The organism is Aromatoleum evansii (assembly GCF_012910805.1).
GTDB classification, from domain to species: domain Bacteria; phylum Pseudomonadota; class Gammaproteobacteria; order Burkholderiales; family Rhodocyclaceae; genus Aromatoleum; species Aromatoleum evansii.
On sequence record NZ_WTVK01000033.1, the window covers coordinates 30832 to 52162 of the forward strand.

The 21331-nt window shown below is 62.9% G+C and carries 27 protein-coding genes; 10 read left to right on the plus strand and 17 right to left on the minus strand.

Translation table 11 applies throughout. The features are described from left to right. Positions 1-37: 37 nt before the first annotated feature. From GO615_RS16985 to GO615_RS17000, 4 genes are read right to left on the minus strand one after another with little or no spacing between them, the layout of a single operon-like run. Positions 38-352, minus strand: a complete 315-nt coding sequence (locus GO615_RS16985; protein ID WP_169130184.1) for a hypothetical protein — start codon at positions 350-352, stop codon at positions 38-40. Between the two features lie 57 nt (positions 353-409). Then, the gene (locus tag GO615_RS16990; RefSeq protein ID WP_169130186.1) at positions 410-856 is read right to left on the minus strand and encodes a hypothetical protein; all 447 of its coding nucleotides are present in this window, start codon (positions 854-856) and stop codon (positions 410-412) included. Next, a complete protein-coding gene (locus GO615_RS16995) occupies positions 853-1077 on the minus strand; it encodes a hypothetical protein (protein ID WP_169130188.1) in 225 nt (74 codons plus the stop codon). The genes GO615_RS16990 and GO615_RS16995 overlap by 4 nt, the downstream gene beginning before the upstream one ends. A gap of 4 nt (positions 1078-1081) precedes the next feature. After that, positions 1082-2122: a DUF5131 family protein gene (locus tag GO615_RS17000; protein ID WP_169130190.1), complete on the minus strand. Its 1041-nt coding sequence runs from the start codon at positions 2120-2122 to the stop codon at positions 1082-1084. Between the two features lie 216 nt (positions 2123-2338). On the opposite strand from GO615_RS17000, the gene GO615_RS17005 reads away from it, so the two are divergent. Further along, entirely contained in the window at positions 2339-3052 is a 714-nt protein-coding gene (locus GO615_RS17005) for a hypothetical protein (RefSeq protein WP_169130192.1), read from the plus strand. Between the two features lie 61 nt (positions 3053-3113). On the opposite strand, the gene GO615_RS17010 is transcribed toward GO615_RS17005, so the two are convergent. The 7 genes from GO615_RS17010 to GO615_RS17040 form a co-directional block, all read right to left on the minus strand. After that, the gene (locus tag GO615_RS17010) at positions 3114-3716 is read right to left on the minus strand and encodes a hypothetical protein (RefSeq protein WP_169130194.1); all 603 of its coding nucleotides are present in this window, start codon (positions 3714-3716) and stop codon (positions 3114-3116) included. 45 nt (positions 3717-3761) lie between these two features. Then, positions 3762-3929: a hypothetical protein gene (locus tag GO615_RS17015; RefSeq protein ID WP_169130196.1), complete on the minus strand. Its 168-nt coding sequence runs from the start codon at positions 3927-3929 to the stop codon at positions 3762-3764. Positions 3930-4119: 190 nt separating this feature from the next. Further along, entirely contained in the window at positions 4120-5712 is a 1593-nt protein-coding gene (locus GO615_RS17020; protein ID WP_169130199.1) for a hypothetical protein, read from the minus strand. 43 nt (positions 5713-5755) lie between these two features. Then, positions 5756-5911 (minus strand): hypothetical protein, encoded by a 156-nt coding sequence (locus GO615_RS17025; RefSeq protein ID WP_169130201.1) that lies wholly within the window; start codon positions 5909-5911, stop codon positions 5756-5758. Between the two features lie 149 nt (positions 5912-6060). Beyond that, the gene (locus GO615_RS17030) at positions 6061-6261 is read right to left on the minus strand and encodes a hypothetical protein (RefSeq protein WP_169130203.1); all 201 of its coding nucleotides are present in this window, start codon (positions 6259-6261) and stop codon (positions 6061-6063) included. 136 nt (positions 6262-6397) lie between these two features. After that, entirely contained in the window at positions 6398-7129 is a 732-nt protein-coding gene (locus GO615_RS17035) for a hypothetical protein (protein ID WP_169130205.1), read from the minus strand. A 65-nt stretch (positions 7130-7194) separates the two neighbouring features. Then, positions 7195-8454: a phage integrase N-terminal domain-containing protein gene (locus GO615_RS17040; RefSeq protein WP_169130207.1), complete on the minus strand. Its 1260-nt coding sequence runs from the start codon at positions 8452-8454 to the stop codon at positions 7195-7197. 1599 nt (positions 8455-10053) lie between these two features. Here GO615_RS17040 and GO615_RS17045 point away from each other — a divergent pair. From GO615_RS17045 to GO615_RS17065, 5 genes are read left to right on the plus strand one after another with little or no spacing between them, the layout of a single operon-like run. Continuing rightward, the gene (locus GO615_RS17045) at positions 10054-11100 is read left to right on the plus strand and encodes a PRTRC system protein D (RefSeq protein ID WP_169130209.1); all 1047 of its coding nucleotides are present in this window, start codon (positions 10054-10056) and stop codon (positions 11098-11100) included. After that, complete coding sequence (locus tag GO615_RS17050; protein ID WP_169130211.1) at positions 11097-11450, plus strand: hypothetical protein; 354 nt, start codon at positions 11097-11099, stop codon at positions 11448-11450. The genes GO615_RS17045 and GO615_RS17050 overlap by 4 nt, the downstream gene beginning before the upstream one ends. 52 nt (positions 11451-11502) lie before the next feature. After that, complete coding sequence (locus GO615_RS17055) at positions 11503-11724, plus strand: hypothetical protein (RefSeq protein WP_169130213.1); 222 nt, start codon at positions 11503-11505, stop codon at positions 11722-11724. Between the two features lie 30 nt (positions 11725-11754). Continuing rightward, positions 11755-12240: a lytic transglycosylase domain-containing protein gene (locus GO615_RS17060; RefSeq protein WP_169130215.1), complete on the plus strand. Its 486-nt coding sequence runs from the start codon at positions 11755-11757 to the stop codon at positions 12238-12240. Beyond that, complete coding sequence (locus GO615_RS17065) at positions 12221-12529, plus strand: hypothetical protein (protein WP_169130217.1); 309 nt, start codon at positions 12221-12223, stop codon at positions 12527-12529. The genes GO615_RS17060 and GO615_RS17065 overlap by 20 nt, the downstream gene beginning before the upstream one ends. On the opposite strand, the gene GO615_RS17070 is transcribed toward GO615_RS17065, so the two are convergent. Genes GO615_RS17070 through GO615_RS17085 form a run of 4 tightly spaced genes read right to left on the minus strand, consistent with a single transcriptional unit; the run spans position 12495 to position 17324 of the window. Next, positions 12495-14471, minus strand: coding sequence for a DEAD/DEAH box helicase (locus GO615_RS17070; protein ID WP_169130219.1), 1977 nt, complete (start codon positions 14469-14471; stop codon positions 12495-12497). The genes GO615_RS17065 and GO615_RS17070 overlap by 35 nt on opposite strands. Then, entirely contained in the window at positions 14455-14988 is a 534-nt protein-coding gene (locus GO615_RS17075; RefSeq protein ID WP_246262336.1) for a hypothetical protein, read from the minus strand. Before GO615_RS17075 ends, GO615_RS17070 begins: the two co-directional genes overlap by 17 nt. Positions 14989-15033: 45 nt before the next feature. Further along, the gene (locus GO615_RS17080; RefSeq protein ID WP_169130223.1) at positions 15034-16245 is read right to left on the minus strand and encodes a carbon-nitrogen hydrolase family protein; all 1212 of its coding nucleotides are present in this window, start codon (positions 16243-16245) and stop codon (positions 15034-15036) included. Beyond that, entirely contained in the window at positions 16242-17324 is a 1083-nt protein-coding gene (locus GO615_RS17085; protein WP_169130225.1) for a hypothetical protein, read from the minus strand. Before GO615_RS17085 ends, GO615_RS17080 begins: the two co-directional genes overlap by 4 nt. A gap of 184 nt (positions 17325-17508) precedes the next feature. Here GO615_RS17085 and GO615_RS17090 point away from each other — a divergent pair, with 184 nt between their 5' ends. The 4 genes from GO615_RS17090 to GO615_RS17105 all read left to right on the plus strand — a co-directional run bounded on the left by GO615_RS17090 (position 17509) and on the right by GO615_RS17105 (position 19768). Further along, positions 17509-17805, plus strand: coding sequence for a hypothetical protein (locus tag GO615_RS17090; protein WP_169130227.1), 297 nt, complete (start codon positions 17509-17511; stop codon positions 17803-17805). A gap of 116 nt (positions 17806-17921) precedes the next feature. Further along, positions 17922-18932, plus strand: a complete 1011-nt coding sequence (locus GO615_RS17095) for a hypothetical protein (RefSeq protein ID WP_169130229.1) — start codon at positions 17922-17924, stop codon at positions 18930-18932. Positions 18933-18945: 13 nt separating this feature from the next. Continuing rightward, the gene (locus GO615_RS17100) at positions 18946-19473 is read left to right on the plus strand and encodes a bactofilin family protein (protein ID WP_169130231.1); all 528 of its coding nucleotides are present in this window, start codon (positions 18946-18948) and stop codon (positions 19471-19473) included. Positions 19474-19483: 10 nt separating this feature from the next. Next, positions 19484-19768, plus strand: coding sequence for a hypothetical protein (locus tag GO615_RS17105; protein ID WP_169130233.1), 285 nt, complete (start codon positions 19484-19486; stop codon positions 19766-19768). On the opposite strand, the gene GO615_RS17110 is transcribed toward GO615_RS17105, so the two are convergent. Both GO615_RS17110 and GO615_RS17115 read right to left on the minus strand, forming a co-directional pair. Continuing rightward, entirely contained in the window at positions 19758-20963 is a 1206-nt protein-coding gene (locus GO615_RS17110; RefSeq protein ID WP_169130235.1) for a tyrosine-type recombinase/integrase, read from the minus strand. The two genes, GO615_RS17105 and GO615_RS17110, sit on opposite strands and share 11 nt — an antisense overlap. 18 nt (positions 20964-20981) lie before the next feature. Then, positions 20982-21191 carry a hypothetical protein gene (locus GO615_RS17115; protein WP_169130237.1) on the minus strand — a complete coding sequence of 70 codons (210 nt, stop codon included), beginning with the start codon at positions 21189-21191 and terminating at the stop codon, positions 20982-20984. Positions 21192-21331 lie beyond the last annotated feature (140 nt).

A 21331-nucleotide genomic window follows, 5' to 3' on the forward strand; every position in this document is an offset into this window, starting at 1 on the left:
TCGAGAAAGAGTGCAGGGAAAGAGGAGGGAAGGGGGGCTACACGGCCGTTTGCGCCGGCTGTCGTCTCTTCGTCGCTTGTCCGTGCTCGTGCAGCCAGGCTGTCTGCTCGGCATCGTAAGCGGCGGTCTCCTCTTTCGTGCAGAGCGCGACGGTGACCTTCACCAGCACGGGGTAAAGCTGCCCATCCCTCATCGGTTCGCCTTCTTCGTCGCACAGCTTCCGAATGCGCTCAATCTCCTGCTCGGCGTGAGAGCGGAAAGTGAAGAGTTGGTCGTTCCACAACATGCCCGTGAGATCGGTCGCGTCGTGAGCGATCGCCCACTGCTTCTGGGGGCTGTTCAGTTCCAGCATGCTTGCCTCTCGTTTGTCGATGCCACGCGCCCGTGTCGGCACGTGTTGGCACATTCTTCACTCACCAGCGGGCGCGCGCCGCAGTGCCCACCAGTCCTTGCGCGGAAACTCGGCGTTGTCGGTCTCGATCGCCACCATCAGCGTGATCAGCGCCTCCCGTGTGCGTGCCGATTTCCCGCCGCCGGCGCCGGGGCAGCAAAACTCCACGCTCCCGCCGCCTTCGTTGTCCCACACGGACACGTAGACATCGTTGTCCGCATCCAGCCCGACCCGCAGATGCGCGCTCGGATGCATGTCGCCCACCCGCCCGACGTCGCGTTCTTTCGGCCAGGACAACTCCCCCTTGCCCGCGCCGCGTGCTGCCGAGGCCCGGTTGTAGAGATCGACCGCCTGTTGGCCGAAGTGGAAGAACAGGCCTTCGCAGTTGTCGCGAAAGAAATCATGGAACGCCCGCAAGGCTTCCTCTTCCGTGGGCCGTCCCGATTCGATGTCTCTTTGCGTCATCGACTCTTCTCCTCGTCCTCTGCCAACGCCTCGATCTGCTCGACGGTGAGGTGCGCGGTGGCGTTCAGGGCGGCGGTAATGCGTCGGGCCATGTCCACGCGCTCCTCGTTGGTGATGCCGTAGCTGTAGGCGCAGGTCGCCACGCCTTCCTCTCGCCCGTCGGCGTAACGCACCGAGTAGGCGTGCCACCCAGGCTTGCCGTACTGCTTGAACCGGCGCATGGCGTCACGACGCTCCCGCGGCAAGGCCTTGCACCGGATAGCCGTCATGCAGCGCGCCATCGAGATGCCGCCCGCTGCTGCGCTTACCCGCCCGGTAGCTCTCCGTGCCGTCCGACCAGACATGCACGCGCGTGTCGGGATACCCGGACGCAGGCGCACCGTTGGCCCGGTCGGCGACCACCTCGGGGTATTCGCGGCTGCGCTCCTGTTGCCCCATCGGCAACCACTCTCCCCATTGCTTGAAGAGGAAGGGAACGCTCGCCTCGGCGCATTGATCGCGCAGACCCCGCACCCACTGTTCATGCATCGGACGCGCTCGGGGGCCTGACTCGCCGCCGGCGACCACCCAATGCAGCGGGGCGTCGCCACCGCACTTGCCGCACAGGCACATCAGGTAGGCCGCGAGATCGAGCGGCCCCAGGAGCGGCTCCGCTGACACCCACCGCACGGCTGCCGGGGTGTGCAGCAGCAGCGGGATGCGGTTATCGGCGGTTGCCTGATTCTCGGCGGTAACCCCCAGCCAGATGCGAGGATGCGGGCCATCGGCGAGCGCAACCTGATCGTACAGGCCATCAGGGTCGTGGCCGCCGCCGAAACGCACCGCGGCGCGTGCCCACGCTTCACGCCGATCGACGCTCAGGTAGGCGTGCATCCGCTCGGCGCGCTTGGTGAGCACCTGGAAGATATGCCCCGGCTCGCCATTGCGTCCGTACAGACAGGCCCACATGATGCCGAAAACCGTGTCGATCCACGCGTCCGGTACGGACGGGTGGAAGAGGTCGCCGTGGGCACAGACGAAGATCATTCGACGGCGCGACCAGCGGATCGGCATGTCGAGCCACTCCGCGTTCAGGCGCACCTCGCCATTCCAGACCGGTCCCGCCGCCGTCGGGTCGGTGAGTCCCGCCCGGCTCGGGTGCATCTGCAGGCGCGTGCCGGCGAGCTTCATCGCATAGCAGTTCGTACAACCGGCGGTCAGGACGCTACAGCCGGTGATCGGATTCCAGGTCGCGTCAGTCCATTCGATGCGCGAGTTGTCAGCCATATCCGTTGTTTCCTCGTCTTGCCGCGCCGGTCGCGGCCGCGGTGTTCGTCATCCGTCCAGACTGTCACGCCAGTCCGCCGATTCAAGGGGTGAAACGCAGCGCGTCGTGGTGTTGTCCTGTTCTCCCGCCAACCGTCGCGGGGTGGGCTACATTTCAGGTGAGTGGATTCTTCGAGCGTAGCCGCGGATCTGTGTCCATCCGATTGGAGACTGAGCATGAGCTATGGGGACGCCTGTGCGTACAAATGGGGCATCGGTCCTGCGGCCGAGCAGAACCTGCTCGTCGGTGTGTCGAAGCACCACCATATCCTCAAGGACGGGACAATTCGTTGGCAGAAAAGCCCGTTAAACCCTCGTTTGCCCGGAAAGCGGTACTTGCGCCGAATGGTGCTGTTCGATTGCGGCACGGGGGACTTCTACGGGGAGTGCTGTGCCGAGGACGAACCCAAGGACATCATCGGCTTCCTCGCTCGAGCCTGGATCGCCAAGCCGGACCATCCGATGAAGGGCGTCCCAGGCACGCTCAACGTGCCAACGGCCGTGCGCACTGATTCCGAATACGCGGCGCAACTGCGCTGGCTCCAGTCGCGTGTGCCGTTCGCCGTCGGCGAGATCCCGTCCGGATTCGCCGCCGGCGTTCACGTGACCAGACTCTTCGAGGGCGCGATCGGCGATCTCAGGGTGTCGGCCGACATCGAAGACGTCGTAGTAACCCTCGAGCTGGCGCAGGCCTGCTCGGCGCTCATTACGGGTCGCATCAGCCGATCTAACCGATACCGGATCGACGATCCGTGGGCCAAGGTGATGCCGCCCCCGGCGTCTTTCATCGAGGCCGTCGACCAGCTCTATGAGCCCCGTGGCGGATGGCGGATGGCCCCGTTCGACATGATCGTCGATGGAGCCCCACGCACCGATCGCGCAAGAGCGTGACGGCGAACATACCCCGCGCGGGCAGGGCGGCGTTCACCGTCCTGTGCGGACGCGGTGCGCCTTACCGGCGGATGGGCATCAGCGCGCCAATCACGCCCGGCGCGCGCCACATCGCCATCTCGCCCGGGTCATTGTACGGCACGCCAATCTCCGCGTCGGGATACTCCTCGGCGATGAGTCTCAGGTAGCGCAGCGCGTAGAAGCCCGCGCCGACCTCGACGCCCGTATGGCTGTCCACGCCCGATCCGGCGCACTCGCCGCACGGACGGGCCGACTCCTGCGGGTCATGCACGGGCAGCACCCCGCTTTCGTCGCAGTGCTTGCAGCCATAGGTGTGCGCCCCGTGCTCGAATTCCCCTTCGCCGTCACAGTCCGTGCAGGGCGTGACCCGTCCAGTGCCTTCGCACGTGCCGCAGCGGCGTCCTTGCGTCGGGGTGAGCGGGGGGAGGGGGTGCCAGTCGTAACGATCCGCATCGAAGCGCTCGAACAGCGGAATCAGCGGCGACCGATCGCCCTGTTCGATGCTGTCGGCACCGGACACCGTATGAACGGGCGCCCGCACCCCGATCCGACCATCCGTGGCGTACACGAATCCCTCATAACGCGAAGGCGCACGCGCATATTGCTGCGGCAGGTGCATTCCGCAGAAACGGCTTATGTCCATGTGTTCTCCTGATCTCGATCGTCTGTGGGCGTCACGCTTTCGCGATCACTGCGCCAGCACCCAGCGCAACGCCGACGCCTTGGCATCGCCTTCCGTTTCGTCATCCAGCGTGGTCGAGGCGGAGTCGCCATTCGGTCGCGCGAGCGATGCCCTCCAATCCCCGGAGAGGCTCAGCCAGACCTTGAGTATGCTGCGCCCGATGCGCCGACTCATGACCTCTCGGTGCCATTCCAACCAGGAGGGGTCCTCCGGCTGATGAACCTGCTTCCATCGCTGCGTCATCCTGCTCCCCATAGGTGGTCCGAGATTCAGAGTGCCATATGGCCCTCTCGCCGCAAGAGACGATTTCCTTGCCTGCCATACCATATCTGTTGCGGACGCCAGCGGTGGGTGAGGCGCGTGATCACAGCTGCGCGTATTGCGCCCGTTTCATCACCTCGAACACAAAGAGCAGGTTCTCCTCGGTGGGTGCCTTGTCGCGCAGCCAGCGCACAGGCTGGCCGAGGTAGTTCGCCCATTCGACCCCCTTCTTGAAGCTCCCCCAGCGATCCACCTTGGCCGCGAGCTCGATGTACTGATTCACCAGCTTGTACTGATTCTTTCCCGCGCTGTACTTGGCCCGCTCGAAGGCTTGCTCGAAGTAGGGGAAGGCTGCGCGGTACTCGGCCCGTCGATAGCGCACGACGCCTCGCAGCCACGGCACCATCCACGCGAGACGCGCGGCAAGGTCGTCGTGCATCAGGGGCGCCTCGTAGCGATCGATCTCCGCATCGCTGCTGTCCGGCCGGGCCTTGAGTTCAAACCCTTCCAGCAACGCCTCCACGACTCCCGGGGGCGGTTTGACCTCGCCGCAGATCGCGAGGCCTTCGACAAAGGAGCGGACGGGGTACTCACGATAGCGCGCGATGAACGCCTCGATCGTATCCTCTGCCAGCGGGGCGCCCCCATGCTGGGTGAGCAGGTACTGCATTTCTGTTCCGCAGGCCACCGAGCGCTCGGCAAACCATCGCCAGTAGTGCTCGGAGATCTCGTCCCACGCCTCGTCGGCCGTGAGCCCCGTTCCGAGCATCTCGACGCGGTAGCGATCCACCTCCTGTCGAAAGACTGCGAGGTCGGGTTCCAGCCAGGATTCATGGCGCCGGTACTGTGCCACGAGTTGCGCGAGGTAGTCGGCGCCGTGCGCCTCGGCAATGGCCTTGCCCACGTACGTGCTCAGGCGCGCAACGAAAAGCACCAGGTGAATGTTCTCGCGCAGCGCCGCGGGGATGTCGCGCCGGTACTTGCTGTCCTCCACCGACGCGAGCCGCTCGAGCGAACGCGAGACATTCCAGTGCAGGCTGTTCCACGAAGGCGTGCCTCGGCCCTTGCACCATTCCCTCGCGTTCTCCAGATTCTGTGTCTGCTCGGGACAGGCACGGCGGGCGCTCATGCCGGGGAAGTGAAAATGGGTCTGATTGGTGTCGCACACCCCGTAGGTCCAATGCAAGGCCTTCGCCAGCGGCCACTGGATGCCCTTGTCGGTGACGGTCGGCAGATACCAATCCGGTTCGGACGGTGTGCGCAGGCCTTCGCCGGCAACGTTCAGACGCAGGAGGTGCTTTCTGACCGAGGCGGCCAGGCGGGGGATCGCGTACGCACGGCAAAACCAGCCGATGGTGTCGCGCTCGGTCAGGAAGGTGCCCTCGGAGCGCACCACTGCGTTGTAGACGTCGAACAGGTCGAGCAGAACACCGTCGAGTGCGGTCTTCGCTTTCGCAGGGGCGACCGTGCCGGCCAGAAGCGCGTCGAGTTCCTCAATCGCGGCATGGCCATTCTCGAGCAGATCGCCGTCTTCGGCGGCCAAGCGCTGCAGCCGCTTCTGGATGCCCTTCTTGTCCTGTTCGGTCAGCCCATCACGGTCACCCCGCTTGCGTGGCAACACGCCGCACGCCGCGAACGCGAAGCGGATCACTCGGCCAAGGGAGGGGAAGGCGTAGTTCGTCGCAGATGTCTTCATGGGAAAAGGGCCGCCCCGAGGCTCACCCAGGGCGGCAGGGGCCTTACTTCTGGTTCGGGTTGAGCTGCTTGCCCCGGTTGCCATTCACCTTGGCGTTTGCGGGGTTGGTGCCCGTGGTCCCGTAGTTCGGATTGCGCTGATTGTTCCGATGGTCGAGCTGCTGCTGGGTGTGCGTGGTCTTTTGCGTGGCCTTGGACATGATGTGCTCCATGAGCGGGTTAAAGGAGCCCACAGCGTACGGATCGGACATCATGCAGTAACCGGGGATTTTGGCGACGTGTTTTGGGGCGCCTCGACGCGCGGGATCGGTTGAGCCGCGCGAAGGGAATGAAGAGGAATGTGTGTTGCTCAACTACCCCGGATCTCGCTCACGTGCGTGAGGATGTGCCGATGCCCGTGCAGTGCCCAGCAGTTCCATTCCGCGTTCCAGGCAACCTCGAAGGTGCCCGGCTCGAAGACGCTGCGCGCCACGCACTTCGCGCGCTGTTTGTCCGCTGCGGTCGGCTTGCGCCAGTTCTCTTGCTTCGCGCCTTGTGCTCTCGTCGTCATCTTTCCTCCTGTCTTGGTTGCTTGCTCAATCGCCGATTCCCAAGCCAGAGGGGAGGGCGGTTGGACGTTTCTCCGGTTGCTGTATGTCCATACACCTCGCGCAGCGCGCCATCCTCGTTGTCCTGTTCGGCCGCTGTCATCGGCTGCAGCGCCTCCTCGCGTTCTTCGTTCGTGGCGCAATAGCGAAAGATGTCGTTGTGTACCCGATGCACCGTACGTCTCGCCGCAACAGGTGCTCCAGATAGACGAGCGCCGCGTCGGCGAACTCCGCACGTACGACCATGTGGTTCTTGGCGAGCATGAGTTCGTCGTCTTCTAGCTCCCCGTCGAGATAGACCGCGACACACGTCCCCGCGTCCTCATCGGCCTCGTCATCCCGCGCCACGACCGCATTGAAGTCCGTTTCCTCCGGCCAGAACCCGAGAAGGTTCAACGCCAAGGTGCCCGCCTGCGTGAGTCCGTGTCCATCGCTCACGCTGATCCGGTTCCTCGGCCCATTCAAATCCAGCCCCCTTCGCTGGCCGTCAGAAATCGGCACGATCTCGATCCCCGTTAGCATCGCCGCGGGCGCAGGGCCAAACTCTCTTCGCGGCATCAGCCACTTGTGCAGATCATCCAAGCACTCGGGCGTGGCAAGCGACGTCGCATACCGCAGTACACCGTCTTCCCCGTGTGCCACGAGCAACTCGATGCCAGATCCCAGCCCAATCGGCAGCAAGGAGCTGCTCAACATTACACAGGTGCGCCCCTCCGCATCCGCAAGCGCCTGCAGATCCGCTTGAACCTGCTTGCGGGTGGCCGCTATCGCTTCCGGCAGGGCGGACAGGTAGGGCAGGGGGTTGGTGTCGCGTTCAGACTTTGTGTTCATCAATGCCTCCCAAGGCACGGTGCTGCGAGTTGTCAATTGATGTGGATTGCACAATCCACGCCGCGTCAGTCCTGCGCGTCCAAGGGGGAATCAGTAGAACCCTCGTCCTCCGCGTCGCAGTCGTCCTTGTCCGGATCGAACACGTCTTCGTGGATTGCGCAATCCACGCCCGCATTGCCGGCAGCCTCGTTCAACTCGTTGAGCAGCCGCTTGCGCAGGTACTGCAGTTCCTGCTCCTCCGCCGCCGTCAGCACCGTGTAGGACTTCAGTTTCATGAACCGCATCCAGTCATCCATGCGCTTCTGCTCTTCCTGACTCAGTTCCGTCTTGCGGCCCAGTAGCCCGCCTATGTACGAACCGGAGATCGAGAGCCGTGCATGGCCCGCCGCTTCGCTCACGCGAGCCCGAGCCAGATCGATCTGGTCCCGGCCTACCGTGTCTATCGCCGCCTTGATGTCACCCTCTGTCCGGATCGGGGAGGGAACGCCGGCCACCGACTCGAACAGGTCGTTGAGGCCTTGGTGCCGCAGCCCGTGCGCTGTCACGCCAAGCCCCTTCTTGCTGATGCCGAAGCGCGCGCACACGTTCGAGAAGCGATCCAGCGCCTGCTTCAAGCTCAGACTAGGGTCCGCTACGCTCGAGCGCACGCCGCGAACCATCGCCTTGGCCTCGTCGAGAACCTTGCGCTGGTACTCCGTCTCCACAGGCACCACACGCTCGCGCCCGCCCTTGGTGCCGTCGCGCACGACAATGTGTGTCCCTTGGTCGGCCTGGTGCGGACGGAACATCACCGCTTCCTGACGCCGTAGGTAGAACGCCTGGCACAGCCGCAACTGCATCCCCACGCGGGCGTCGTAAGCGGACACCAAACCAATGAGCCGCTCCGCATCTACCCCGGCCGCGCTCCAGGAGTGGTCGTACTGCGCGTTGGTCGTGCGCTGCACAAACCTCCGGTCCGGTACGAACTCCTCGCTCGCCCCAATCATCCCCGGCTTACCGATCCAGTCGCCTAGCGTCCGAAGCAGCGATATCCGGTTCTGGATCGTCGATGCGGAGAGCCCATCCTCGGCCCACTTCGTCCCAAGCGCGCGCACATGCCGCTGCTTGAGCGCCTTCAGACTCTTGATCCGGTACCCAAGCCCATGCAGTTCGTTGATGCACTGGAAGAGCACCTTGCGGCGCTTCTCCAGCGTCGCGTTGCTCACCGGCTTCGGCAAACCATTACGGTCGCGAGCCGTCACCCGCCCCTTCGTCGAGAGCAGGTAGGTCAACTCATCCTTCCAGCCACGGAAATGCTCCCGGCCCAACTCGCGCTCCAACTCCATTCTTCACCTCGCTACAAACCCTTCCTCCCGCTGCCCACTCCTCTCTGTCCTCTCAGAAGACACACAGGCCTGAGCAGCGGCTCGATCGTTCGCGGCTACCACCGCCCGGAGATCCTCCGGTACTGCATCGACATAGGCATTACGTAAGCGTCTGCGTGCTTGCCGGTTGCGTCGTTTCCGTCACATCCCGACCCGAGAGCCCAAACAGGCTTCTCGCGCCCTGCCGTTGATCACGACAGGAAGAGCCAAGCGGGGAGGCTCGATGGTCCAATCCCCTGAAATTCATTTCACACCCACCCGAGTCGTCGTTCCCTGCTGCCACCACAGGGGATCTCGTTTGCGACGGTCGCCGTACAGTCCGGCTGATCGCGTGGTCAGCCCAAACTCCCATGTTGCCGCGGTAGATGTATCGGATTTCTCAATCGTCGCCGCCTGGTAGGTGCGGTGACGCTGCCGGTGCAGAGTGTCCGGCGATGCAGTTGCGAGCCGTAGCTCCAACCGTGTGGGAGGGGGTGCCAGCCTGTACTGGCGACTCAGTGCAGTGTCCCGTTCTGCCGCGCTATCGGCTCCGGAGAGTCCGATCTCGACGTGGCCGCCTTGTGAGGGATCCCATCGAGTCCTGCTGCGCGGTAGAGCAGGGCCGTGGCCTGCGCTGGTCCCTATCGTCCTGTCCTGCCCATGAGCGTGAGACGTTGCCGCCTCGGACGCTCCGCATCGATGTCCCGCTCTCCTGCTGCGAGATGGATGCGCGCTCGTTCGGACACCACTGCCGTGTCGCGGTCCGTTGCCCGGTTGGCGATGCGGTCGGCGGTGTGCGCGGCCATGAGCGAGGCCTGCGCCAGTTCGATCCGGCTGCACAAGCGGATGCCTGCGAACCGAGTCCTGATACGACGGGGGAGAGGGTGCCTCCGGGGAGGCTTTGTCGCGGTTGTCCGCTTGGGATTGCGCGACTACTACGGGTGCCGGACGTTGTGCCGGGCTTTGTTCGGCTGCCTTGCGGTCGCAGCTGACCGGTCTATGACGGTGCAAATGCTGCTCGCGCCCTGAACGGATGTCAACCGCGCCTCTCCGTAATATTTCCTGTCACCCCTACGATTCGCTTCCTGCACCTCCCGGCAAAGCCGCGCAGGGCCGTGCTTCTGCGATCACTCTCCTTGTAGCCGTATTTCATTAGCCCCTTGCATAGCGCCCCCCCAAAGGGCATTCCACCCCACCAACTGGCTAGGGAAAACCAGCTCCGATTACGTCGACCGTCCCGTTTGCATGGCCACGCCGAGCGGCGGGGCGTTCCACCAGACTGTGGGGGCTCTGCGAGCTTTCGCGTCAAATGGCGCGAGCTTTCGCGACGCTGCAAAAGCGGATCGACTTCCGCGCTGGGCGCTGCGAGCTTTCGCGGCGCTTGGCGTGAGCTTTCGCGTCGCCGTTAGCGGGTGGCGCATCTCGGCACCGCCGCTGCGAGCTTTCGCGTCGCTTGGCGCGAGCTTGCGCGACGGTGATCGGCAAATGGCGGCTTATCGCGCTTTTAAGTGCCGGAAAGATCCGCGACGGCGCGCTATCGTTGGTCGCACTGAAACCCGCAACCCGAGGCATAGCGAAACCATGAACAAGAAGACTGTCCGCGCAATCGATGTCGGTTACGGCAATACCAAATACACCATGTTCCACAACACCGGCGACGAGGTGGTGTCCGCCTCGTTTCCATCAATCGCGCCACAAGCATCGGCGGGGCCGGATTTGTCCGGCGGCGTTTTTCAGCGTCGCAACACGCACGTAATCGAGATCGGCAGCGTCCGCTACGAGGTTGGCAAGGATGCCCGGCTGGCCCAGGACGCAAGCTATGGGCGGATTCTCGATCCGGCCTACTCGCTCACTGACACCTATCTCGCGCTTGTTCGCGGCGCGATCGCCTATATGGAAGTCCCGCACATCGATGTCCTTGTCGTCGGCCTGCCGGTGAATACATTTGAGGCCAACCAAGCCGCACTGACGGCTCGTGTGCTCGGGCAGCACCGCATTCCGAACGGCAACGACGGATGGCGCAACGTCGAAGTGGCCGACGTCAAAGTGCTGCCGCAGCCTATCGGCGGATTGTTCGATCACGCGGTGCGCAACAACCTCTACGGGCGCATGAAGAGTCAAATGAACCTGCTGATCGATCCGGGCTACTACACCCTCGATTGGGTGGTCGCGCAGGGACTGAAGATGATCAATGCACGCAGTGGCGCCCACTCGGGCGGGATGTCGGCTGTCCTGTCTGCGATGGGGGAGGCGATCAGCCGCAAGCTGGGCGAGCAACTCACGGACTACTCAGCGATCGATGATGCTTTGCGCAACGGGACCAATCCCCGCTTCTTCGGGCGCGAATTTCCGATTGCCGAGTTCATCGAGCTCGGTAAGGCGAAGGCTCGCCAGTTCGTGGCGGTCCTTGCCAACAAGGTCGGCAGCGGCGCAGACATCGACAACATTGTGTTGGTCGGTGGCGGCGCGAGCTTTTTCCGAGACGTGCTGCAGGAGAAGTTCCCTAATCACCAGATCATCATTGCGAGCGATCCCATGTTTGCGAATGTTCGCGGCTTCCAGTACGCGGGTGAGCAGATGGCGAACGCAGCGGCCTTTGCTGCGCAGCGTGCCGGATTGCCGGCATGAGCGAAGAGCGTGTTATCCGACTCTCCCTGCGCGTGCCGCAGGAAGAGGATCCGGCTCTGTATGCCATCTTGAGCCAGCTCTCATCGAACCACATGCGGCGGCGCGGCCAGATCCTTCAGATGCTCCGCAGTGGGGCAGGGTTGTTGGGGGAGGGCATGGCCGCAGTGCTCGAATCCCAGGTCGATGAGGGCAAGGCGACCGGCGCTATGTCACCGCACGGCGGGCGCATATCGGTACCGAATCCTGAGATCGAATCACGCCCGGCGCACGAGTCCGTTCAGTTGGACGCCGATGATTTGTCGGCTTTGTTGGCCCTGAGTACGGCCGCTCCCGCGCCGAATGGGGCTTGAAGTGACGGCGAGGTGCGGTATTTCTGTCTCTATGCCTTACAAGGAGACTGACATGAACACCGAACCTCGCCAAAACCTCATCATGGTCGACTTCGCCCGACACGACGAACGCAGCGCCGCGGTGCGCACGCTCGGCCGGCGCGTTGTCCCCTTCTCTAAAGACTTGCCGGCCCACGCCCCCCAGGACGCGGCAGGGCGTTTCGCTCGCGTCGCAACCGCTGTGGTCGGGCTCGCGCTGGGAATTGCCCTCGTGCTCGTTCTGAGCGCAGGCTAAGCCGCACCCCTCAAGGGATATGAAAACGCTATGCGAATGATGCTCTGCGCGATGATCTTGGCGACGCCGCTTCTCGTTCACGCCAATGGTGCAGAGTTGCCGCCGAAGCACCAGCTCGGTGAAGCCGCTTGCACATGGGAAACGGCGGCGCGGAAGTGGAAGGTCAATCCGTACATGCTGTATGCAATCGCCAAGACCGAATCGAACCTCAACCCGCGCGCCATCAACCGCAGCAACAGTAATGGCTCGGAAGACGTCGGAATGATGCAGATCAACTCGTTCTGGTATCCCAAGCTCGCCAAGTTCGGCATTACGCGAGAGCACCTGTTCGATCCATGCGTGAGCCTCGACGTGGCGGGCTGGATCCTGTCGCAGAACATGCAGCGCCACGGCAACACGTGGACGGCGGTTGGCGCGTACAACGCCGCATCGTCGGACAAGCGTATTGCCTACGCGAAGAAGGTTCTCAAGAACCTTCCCCAACAGGCCTTTGACCGTGGAAACACTGCCGAATAATCCCTCGACCTTCGCGTACCTCTCGCTGCTGCTCATGCACGAAGCGATGGCGTTGCGCGTGGCTGTCCTCATGATCCCGCTTGCCGCCGCATGGTTGCTGCAACGTCAGGCAGTGCAGCGGGCGATGACGGATGTCTGGTATGTGCTGGCCGGTTTCTATCTCGGCCTCATCCTCATTCCGCCACGCCTCGAGGTGTTCTGGTTCGACACCCTATGGGTGTTGCTGGCCTACGCTGCGGCCTCGATCGCGATCCTCAATTGGCGCGATCCGCAAAATCCTCGGGCTTGAGGTCGATTCCCCTGAAGAGCGTGCGTGTGGTGCCACTCTCGGTGGCTCCGCCGATCTCATCGGAAAGTGTTCCGAATCCGCGCAGTTCCATGTCGTATTCGGCCAGCGCGAAGCCGTTGGTCGTGCGCTCGAGCAGCCCCACGCGCGCCTGAGTCTCTTCCTCGACCTCATCGGGCAGGTAGAGCCAGCAATATCCGTCGCCACCATGCCGCGCCAGTCGGCCGCGCATTTGGTGCAAGGTGCTGACCCCATAGCGATCTGCATTGACGACCATCAGGCCGCGCAACTTCGGTATCGTCACGCCGATCTCGACGATGGAGGAGGCGACGATCAGTTGGCGTTCGCACGCCTTTGCCTGACGCATGGCTTCGAGCTTTTCGGCGTCGGCCATGCGGCCATGAATGGTGACTACGTTGCCGGGGAAATGTCGCTCCCACATTTGTGCTGCGGCCACGACCGATTTCGAGTCCGACTCCTTCGAGGCCTGGACGCGCGGATAGATGATGGCAACCTGCTCGCCTCGTGCGATCAAGTCGCGCATGCAGCCGAAGACCATCGCCCGTTCCTCAGCGGCAACGATTGTGGTAACGATGTTCTTTTTCGCGTGAGCGACGTCGACCTCGATCTGCGCCTTGTTGCCGTAGCGCAGCAAGGCAAGGGTGCGCGGCATGGGCGTGGCCGAGGCTTCGAGCACGTTGGTGTCGCGTACGCAGAGCTTCTCACGCTGCTCCGCGGACAGCTTCTGTTGCTCGTCGATCACCAGTAAGTCGGGATGCCAGCGCTGCTTTGCGGTGACCGTAAAGAGCCGCGTGGTGCCGATCAGGATGGGGTTGTCGTGCCAGGCGATAGCAGCCTTCTTATGGGCGTCCGTCACGAGCGCGATCGGCTCATTGGGGAAGCAGTGCCGGAACTCTCCGGCGATGTTGTCGGCGAGAAGCGTGTTTGGAACGAGGATTGCCACTTTGGCCCCACGGCGGCGAGCCAGTACGGCCGGGATCATGTAGCAGAGCGTCTTGCCCACCCCTACGTCGGCTGTGAGGATTGCGTCCATCGGGCGCGGCTCGGCCAGCAGAAGCGCGATCTCCCGCATCGCAGCTTCCTGCGAGCGTTTGCCGCGTGTAGGCGAGAAGGGCAGGGCGCGAATCGCCAGGTCGATCTCCGAGTCCTCGATCCGAATCGAAGACTGGATGCGCATTGGGCGTTCGCTCATCTGCGCCGCGCAATGGTGAATGCTTGCAACGGCCAGCGACTTCGCTGCTGCCTGCGCCCAATCAGCCGCCTCCATCGAAACCGGTCGATGCAGTTGGTAGAGCAACATTTCTAGGGTGCCCCCTATACCTGCAGCGGCCAGAATCGACTCTTCGCTGTCAGCTCCGAACGCCTGACGGATGGCGATACAGGCATCGGCCACATCGCGGGGACTGCCGATGGCAAACGTGGCGGCCCGCCCGACCGCTTCGGCGCCGATGATGCCGGCCTTTCCCGAGTAGATCGGAACGAGCCGCCCGACGTGTTCGGGCGGGATCACTTCCGGGCCGTTCAGGTAGCACTGCCCGTTGAATTCCGTCACCTTGGCTTCGATGTGCACTTCGGCGCCGACAGGGAAGCGATTCCACGGCGAAAAGCGAAGCGCGCCGAACACGGTGAGCTTGTGCTCCCGGCCAGTGTCATCGACCACCCATGCCCGAAATCGCCCCTTCATGGTCTTCAAGGTTTGGGGGTCGGTAATGGTCGTCGCGGGCCGGGAGATGTGCAGCCGCAAAAGCACCTTGCGTTCGATGTGTGCGTGCAGTTCGGTCGCGGAGTGGATGGTCGTGAAATCCCGGTACTTACGCGGAACCCACAAGAGCACTTGGTACGGGCGAACAATGCCTGCGCGCGCGAGCGCCTTGGCCGGGTAGAGGTCCTCGGTGTCGGCGGCGGCGTCAGTCGTGGCGTGCATTGGTTTTGACCTCGGGCTGTACGCGCAGAACGTTGCGCACATCGATGCGTTGATCGTCGGGGAGTTCGCGGTACAGGCGCAGCACCTTTTCGACGCGCTGCTCGCGCCGCTTGCCCGTGGGCTGGCGATCCATCTGCGCCTCAATGGCCTCGAGCTCAGTGCGCGCGTCGCGCTCGCTGAGAGTGGTCATGATGGCCAGGATCTCCTCGAGGTTGTCGGGTGTGGCGACCCGCGCGGCGAGATCGAGCGTTGTCATGTTCACCATCGCCAGTTCCGCCAAGGTGCCGTCATCGACGGCAAGTTCCAGCGCGAAGCGCCGCGCCACCCGCATGTACTGATAGGCTGCCTTATCGTTGATGCGCTCCTCTTCCAAAAAGGAGGCGAACGATTCATTCCGCAGCCGCCATGCCTCTGTGCTGCGAACATGCTCCAGAAAAATGCCGAGTTCCAACCGCGCTTGGCCGTAGCGCCTCCGGGCGGCACCGATGGCACGAAAGGCAGCGAGGGCGTGGTTCACGCGTTTGGTATCCATGCACCTAGAGTGCCGCACTTCGGCGGTGTTTCAAGGGGCGTTTAGCGCCCTGACGAGCGGGACATTGAAAATGCGCGCCCACGCCTCGATGTGTTCGCGCTGAATGTCCAGGATGGCGGGCCCGCCACCCGCCCACCAGGCGTTCGCCATCGACACGATGAGGTCCGGCTTGTGAGCGAAGCTGACGAGCGTGGTCCAGACGAGTAGATCCTCGTAGCAGAGACTGAGCATGACTCGTTGGCCGCCGACTTCGTAGATGCCGCTGGTGAGCCATTCGACCTCGGTCGAGTCGTGTCGCCACGGTTTCCACATCGACACGGGAATGGCGAACCGGGCATTGGCTTGCGCCCACGACTGCCCGTCGAAGGTGAGCATCGCGTTGAATGTGCGCGCTTCCTGTCCGGTCGGGACAGCAGCGCCCACCACAAGCGTCGCGCTTGAGTCACGCAAGGCTGGCCCGATGGTGGCATCCAGGAAGTAGCGCCATGTGTCCGACCATGTGCCAAGGATTTGTTCTGGCAGCACGATGACTTGCTTGCCTTGTGCGAGCGCAGCATCGACGGCCTGCACAACGGCGAGTTGTCGGGCCAGTTGCTCAGGGGCACTCTCCGGAGCCTTGCCGGCGTGCATCTCCACCCCAATCCATTGGCTCGGGGGCGACGGTAGATCCCGCTTCGCCCCGACTGCCGAGGCGAGAATGACCACCGCGAACGCGCCGGCCAGATTGCGCAGTGGGCGTCCGCGCGGCACATAGGCACACAGGGCGAGCAAGGCAAAGCCAAGGATCAAAGACCACCATCCGAGTCCTGGCACGATCAGCGCCGCACCGAGCCACGGGTTGGTCCAACCGATGAGGCCGAGAGGTGGAAGGACTGAGAGGGCGATCGCCACGATCAAGTGGGCGATCCGGCCAGCGAGGGGGGCGCGCGGTCGGAACAAGGCCCAAGGCGCGGCAAGCAGTGCGGCGCTGAGGCACCATAGGAGCAGCCCGAAGCCGATGTTGGTGCCTTGCTCGAAGAAGACGGCGCTACTGAGCGGGATCGTGCGCGAACCGGCCATGAAATAGGCGAGCATGATCAGCCACGCCTGCAAGCGAGAGGCACTCAGGAACCAGAGTGGCACGACAAGGGCGGCAAACGGGGTGAGTCCGTAACCCCACGCAAAAAAGCCGCACAAGGCGGCGGCAAAAACGAGCAGGGGCGGCCTGAGCCGCCCCGAAAGGGTTAGCGGAGTCTTGATCATCCGTTGGCTGCGCGAGCGGGCGCTTGCGCCGGCGTCGCTGTCTTCTCGCACACACGCCGCGCGAGCATCATCAGCTGCGTGTCGCTCAACTCGGGGTTGTTCGCCTTCATCTGCCCGAAAATCATGGCCATGATCGCATAGGTGTCCTTCGGCAGCACGGGCAGTGCGAACGTGCCCCCGCCACGCACGCGCATCGACATGAAGAACTTGTTGCCTTGATCCTCGATGATGAGGGCCTTGTCGTTGGTCGCGCCATGCCCGGACAGCTCAATGCGCGACGAGAAGCCGAAAAGTACCCCAAACACGAGCGGCAACTCGGCAATGGTCAGTTGAAAACTGATTTTCTTGTCCCAGTCATAGACCTTCTCGCCTTTGGCAGCCGCAGCTTCAATCTGGACCGTGGGGAAGTTGCCCTTGCGCGTTGTGTTGAGCGAGAAGCACATCGCGGCCTTGCCCCCATACAGGTGGAAGCTGACAAACTTGCGACCATTACCTTCTGCTTCGCCGGTGGCTGCTGGCGCATTGCTCGGCTCACGACGGGGCAATTGCGCCACGTTATCCGGGGGCGGCGTTGGAGCGCCTGGATTGTGCAATCCAGAAGACGCGGGTTGTGCAGGGCGATGTTCGGCCTGCGGTGCGCGAGCGGGCGCCTCGTTGCCGGCCGGCAGCGGTTCGCAGATCGTGCGAAGCGTTCGCTTGAGGTAGTTTCGCGCCGCCTCAAGGCTGGCCGGATCGGCGTTCTCGGTTCTCATGCCACGCACGGCGCCGGCGAACAGATGCCCCTCTTGCTTCGAGAGATCAATCAAGGCCCCCAAATCCGGCATGGCAAAGCCAAGGGCGCCAATCGTGTCTCGCGTGAGTGGTGCGCAGGCCGTGAGCAGCGCCTTGAGGTACTTCATTCGGGCTTCGGCGTTGGGGGCCTGATTTGCCGCATCGACGAGCGCCTGCTTGAACTCCATGCCCTCCTTTTGCCCGATGGCCCGAATCGTATTCGCATCAAGCGTGGGCAGCTGCAAGACGCTCAGCAACTCCTGGGCGGCGAGCGTCGACGTGGGGATGCTGTAGTTCGAGGTGGTCATGGGAAGCCTCCACAGGGAATGCTACATTACTGTATATAATGCCATATTATAAAGCACTATTAGCCGCAATCCAGCCCTATTTCACGCCAGTGCTTATAATGCGGAGCCACGCTCGGCGACGTACTCGCACGCTCTCGACGCCTCTATGCCACGAACAAAATCCATCCCGTCCGATGCTTCATCCATGTCTGCAGCGGACGTCAGACGGGGAGAGCATGTCATTTCAGCGATCGGTGCGTTCGATTGGGATGTGCCGCGCGAAAAGCCGACCCCCAAACTGCTCCAGGTGGACCCATTGGACGCTGCGATCCTGAAGTTTTTGGCGGGCACAACCTTTCGTGACACCGAAACCTCGATCATCAAGAGAGCCCTTCGCCGCGAGATGGCGGCGATGCTGCGCTCGCGCGGCTACTCAGTCGTGGAGACGGATGCGCAGACGGGAGGCTTCGAGGTCCGCGCTCCGACGTCCGAAGACCGGTAGCACGAGAATCGGCAGTGTTTCTGCACTCAAATGAGCGGTTATCGGCCTTTTAACGCCGCCATCGCTTGACTTGGTTTCCGTAGACTTTCAGCAGACTCAACGCTGGAGGCGAGTACGTGAATCAGGCATTCGATCCCATCAATGCATCAATCATTCAAGACAATCTTGGCGAACCCTATGGTGGGGAAGCGACCATCAGCCTCGCACCCGAGGACGTGATTGACGGCCACGCTGCAGCAGTGCAACCCGCTCGCCGCAGTCTTCTACTGCCCACGGTCGCAGCGAGCTTGGTGCTTCTTGCCGGGATCGGCGGGGGCGCCTACTACGTCATGGGCACAGCGGACCCGGAGCCCGAAGGGTTCTCTCCTGCCGCGACCGAGACCGCGCTGCCGGGCCCACAGAATCCCGACGCCGCCCAGGGTGCGTTGGCAGCGGCGCCGACTGATGCGCTGGCGCCGGCCAATCCGTTTGAGCCTACCGCTGCGAGCGCACCTATGGCCGCGGCTGCGATGCCAGCGTTGGCGGCCAATGCGCCCGTGGTGGCGGGGCAGGGGCAGACGCCGGCGCCGGTTGAAACTCACGAACCAACCCTCCCCCCGGCATCGCCCTTGCCCGCCGAACTTGCCGCAATTGCTTCAGGCGCCGCACCGATTGTTCCAGCCGCCGCGCCGGCCGCCGCGCCGCAAACTGCTCCTGTACCCCAGGCAGCCAGTGTAGTTGAACCGCCCCCCAAGGCTGCCCCTGTGGACGCTCCCGCGCCCGTGAAAAAGCCGGCGCCGAAACCGACTCCGACGCGTGAAGCAGCACCAGTGGCCAAGGCCGCAGCCGCAAAACCTGCTCCGGCCAAGGCAGAGGCTACTCGCAAGATCGTCACCAAGCCGGTCGAGCAAGCGCCGGTCGCGGCCAGTGCCGGCGAGGCCGTGAAGCCGCTGATCGTAATGACAGCGCAGCAAATCGGGCTCAAAGCACTGACGCGCGACGGATTGGTTGTGGCGTCTGCGGCAGGGACGGACACCAAGACATATCGTCAGGGCAGTGTGTTGCCATCGGGCGAGCGCGTCGAACTGCTGGATGCCGCCGCGATGGTAATCGTGACCGATCGCAACGTGATTCGTATCAAACCCTAACCGAGAAACGACTATGACTGCATTGATGCGACGTGAGGATACTTCGGCAGGGTTTGCTGCGATTCGTCAGGATTCCGCTCCGAGCAAACTCAAGATCAACCCTCAACAGGAGCGCATAACGACGGTGCTTGCGGCGTCGACTTGCCTGGAAGGCACCTTGCGCTTCGAGGAGGGAGTAAAGATCGATGGCAGGGTTAAAGGCGACGTGATCTTTGGCATCGAGGACGGGCTTTGCATCGTGTCGGCCGGGGCTGTTGTCGAAGGGAACCTGCGCGGGCCGAAGGCACTGATCATGGGTGAGGTCCAGGGCAACGTGGAAGTCGACACAACGTTGGTGCTGGCACCGTCGGCTGTAGTCGTAGGCTCAGTCAAATGCGGGCGCTTTGTGGTGTATGACGGCGCATCGGTGACGGGATCGATCGAAACCATTCGCCAACTGCCGCCCAGAATGGACCCCCAACTGGAAATTCGTACCAGTCAACCGCCCGCAGAAAGTGACGTTGTTCCGTTCCGTCGGCGTTTGTTTGGCGCGCGCCGGTGACGAGGCACCCATGATCCGCGAACTCCTAAAATCGCTGCGGCAAGAGGGAACGACGAACGCCGAAGCATCCCCCGCTGCAGCGGAGCGTCGATTGGCCACGCAGCAGGAAGAGAAACGGGCGCGCGTCGAGGCCGTCGAAAGAACGCTGCGTCTTTATGATCGTCGTGAGGTTACGGTGCGCGAACTCAGCAATGCCGCGCAGGTGAACGAGAGGCATGTGCGCCGAATCCTCATTCACCTTACGGCGGACGGCAAAGTTGCATTTGACGGCCACCGGGTGCGACTCATTTCTTGAGTGACGCGATCATCGAGTCAAAGACCGGCGTGACCTGATCGTGCAATTCGTCGCTCTCGGTGTTCAGATAACCGAGCGTCGTGTCCGCGGATGAGTGCCGTCCAAACCCTTTGGTCATCCGCACGTTACCCGAGGTATCGGCAATCTTGCTGATTGATGTGTGACGCAGCCAGTGGGTCGAGGCTTGCTCCAACTGGTTCTTGGCATTGTCAGCGCCGTGCTTGCCTGCGAGCTTCGCGGCATCGCCCATCACGCGCTTGACGATGCGATATAGCATATTGTCGGAGATGCCCTGCTTCGGATTGCCGATTTGCGCGATGACGGGATGGTTGTCGCGCATGTGAGGCAATTCGGGAAGCCCGCGGCACGTGTTGTACGTCTTGAGTGCCTGAATGACGGCATCTCCGATCTGCAACGTTCCTACGTCCCCGCCCTTGGCGATCACGTGAAGACGCCAGCGGTTGTTCTCGCACACGAGGTTATTGACCGTTGCATTGGCCAGCTCTGATCGGCGAGCCCCAGTCGTGAGCAAAATTTGTATCACCAGTTCGGCGCGTGCCGCGGTTTCATTCTCCTCTGCCGTAGCCCGCGGCAACATTGCAAGGTGCTGGAAAATGAAGGAGATCGCTTCGAGGGTCAGGCCGTGCCGGGAGACCGTCGCAGGGCGCACCTTGTCCCCTTTTTCTGCCCGGGCCTTGCGCCGCTTCTGTCGGACCAGCCCCATGGGGTTAGCGTTCAAATAACCGGCTTGTACCAGCCAATCAAGAAAGGCAGCGACTACACGCAGCGCCTGATGGCACGAGTCATGACTCAAGGGTGCGCGGAAGGGGCGCCATTCCTCATGCCCGTATGGAGCCCGTGTATCGCCGATCAGATGATCGGGGGGGCTGCGCATCCAAGTCTCAAAATCGCGAAGATCGTCGCGCATCAGGTGCGCAAATCGGCGGTGCGCGAAGTCTCGCGTCCAGATCAGGAATCGACGCAGCTCTTTGGCGTAGAGACGTCGAGTATTGGGAGACTCCCGATACTCGGCGAGGTAAGCGTCGATCGCCTCTTCGTCGTTGGTGACCCGAATTGCGAGGCTGACGCGACGGTGCGTCGTATCAAGCTCCAGTCGGTTACGAGTAGCCTCCTCCTGGTCGACTGCGTCGTAGACTACGGTAGGCAGTTGGTCTGTTCCCTTAAACGCAGGCATAGCGACTCTCCTTCCGTCTTACCACGTCGATTGTCGAATAAGGGCGGGGCTCTCCGGACCGTCGGCAAGCAGGTGCGGCGGCGGGATCTCCGCGCCATCGGGCACGGTGATGAACTGGTTGCCCAGGTGCTTCTGAGCCATCAGATCAGTGAATGGACAGGTAAAGCCAAAGCCGGCACTTGTTGCGATCAACCCTCGCTCCTCTTCTTTTCCGGTCAGGACGTGCACAATCTTCGCACCCGCCTACATGTCGACGAAAGTCGTTACAGGTGCACCCATCCTCGCCCATCTGGGAGGGCGGCGACGCTAATCGAAAGCGCATGGACGGTATTGGTCAGCATCACCAAGGTGCTGACCGAGCGGCGTTC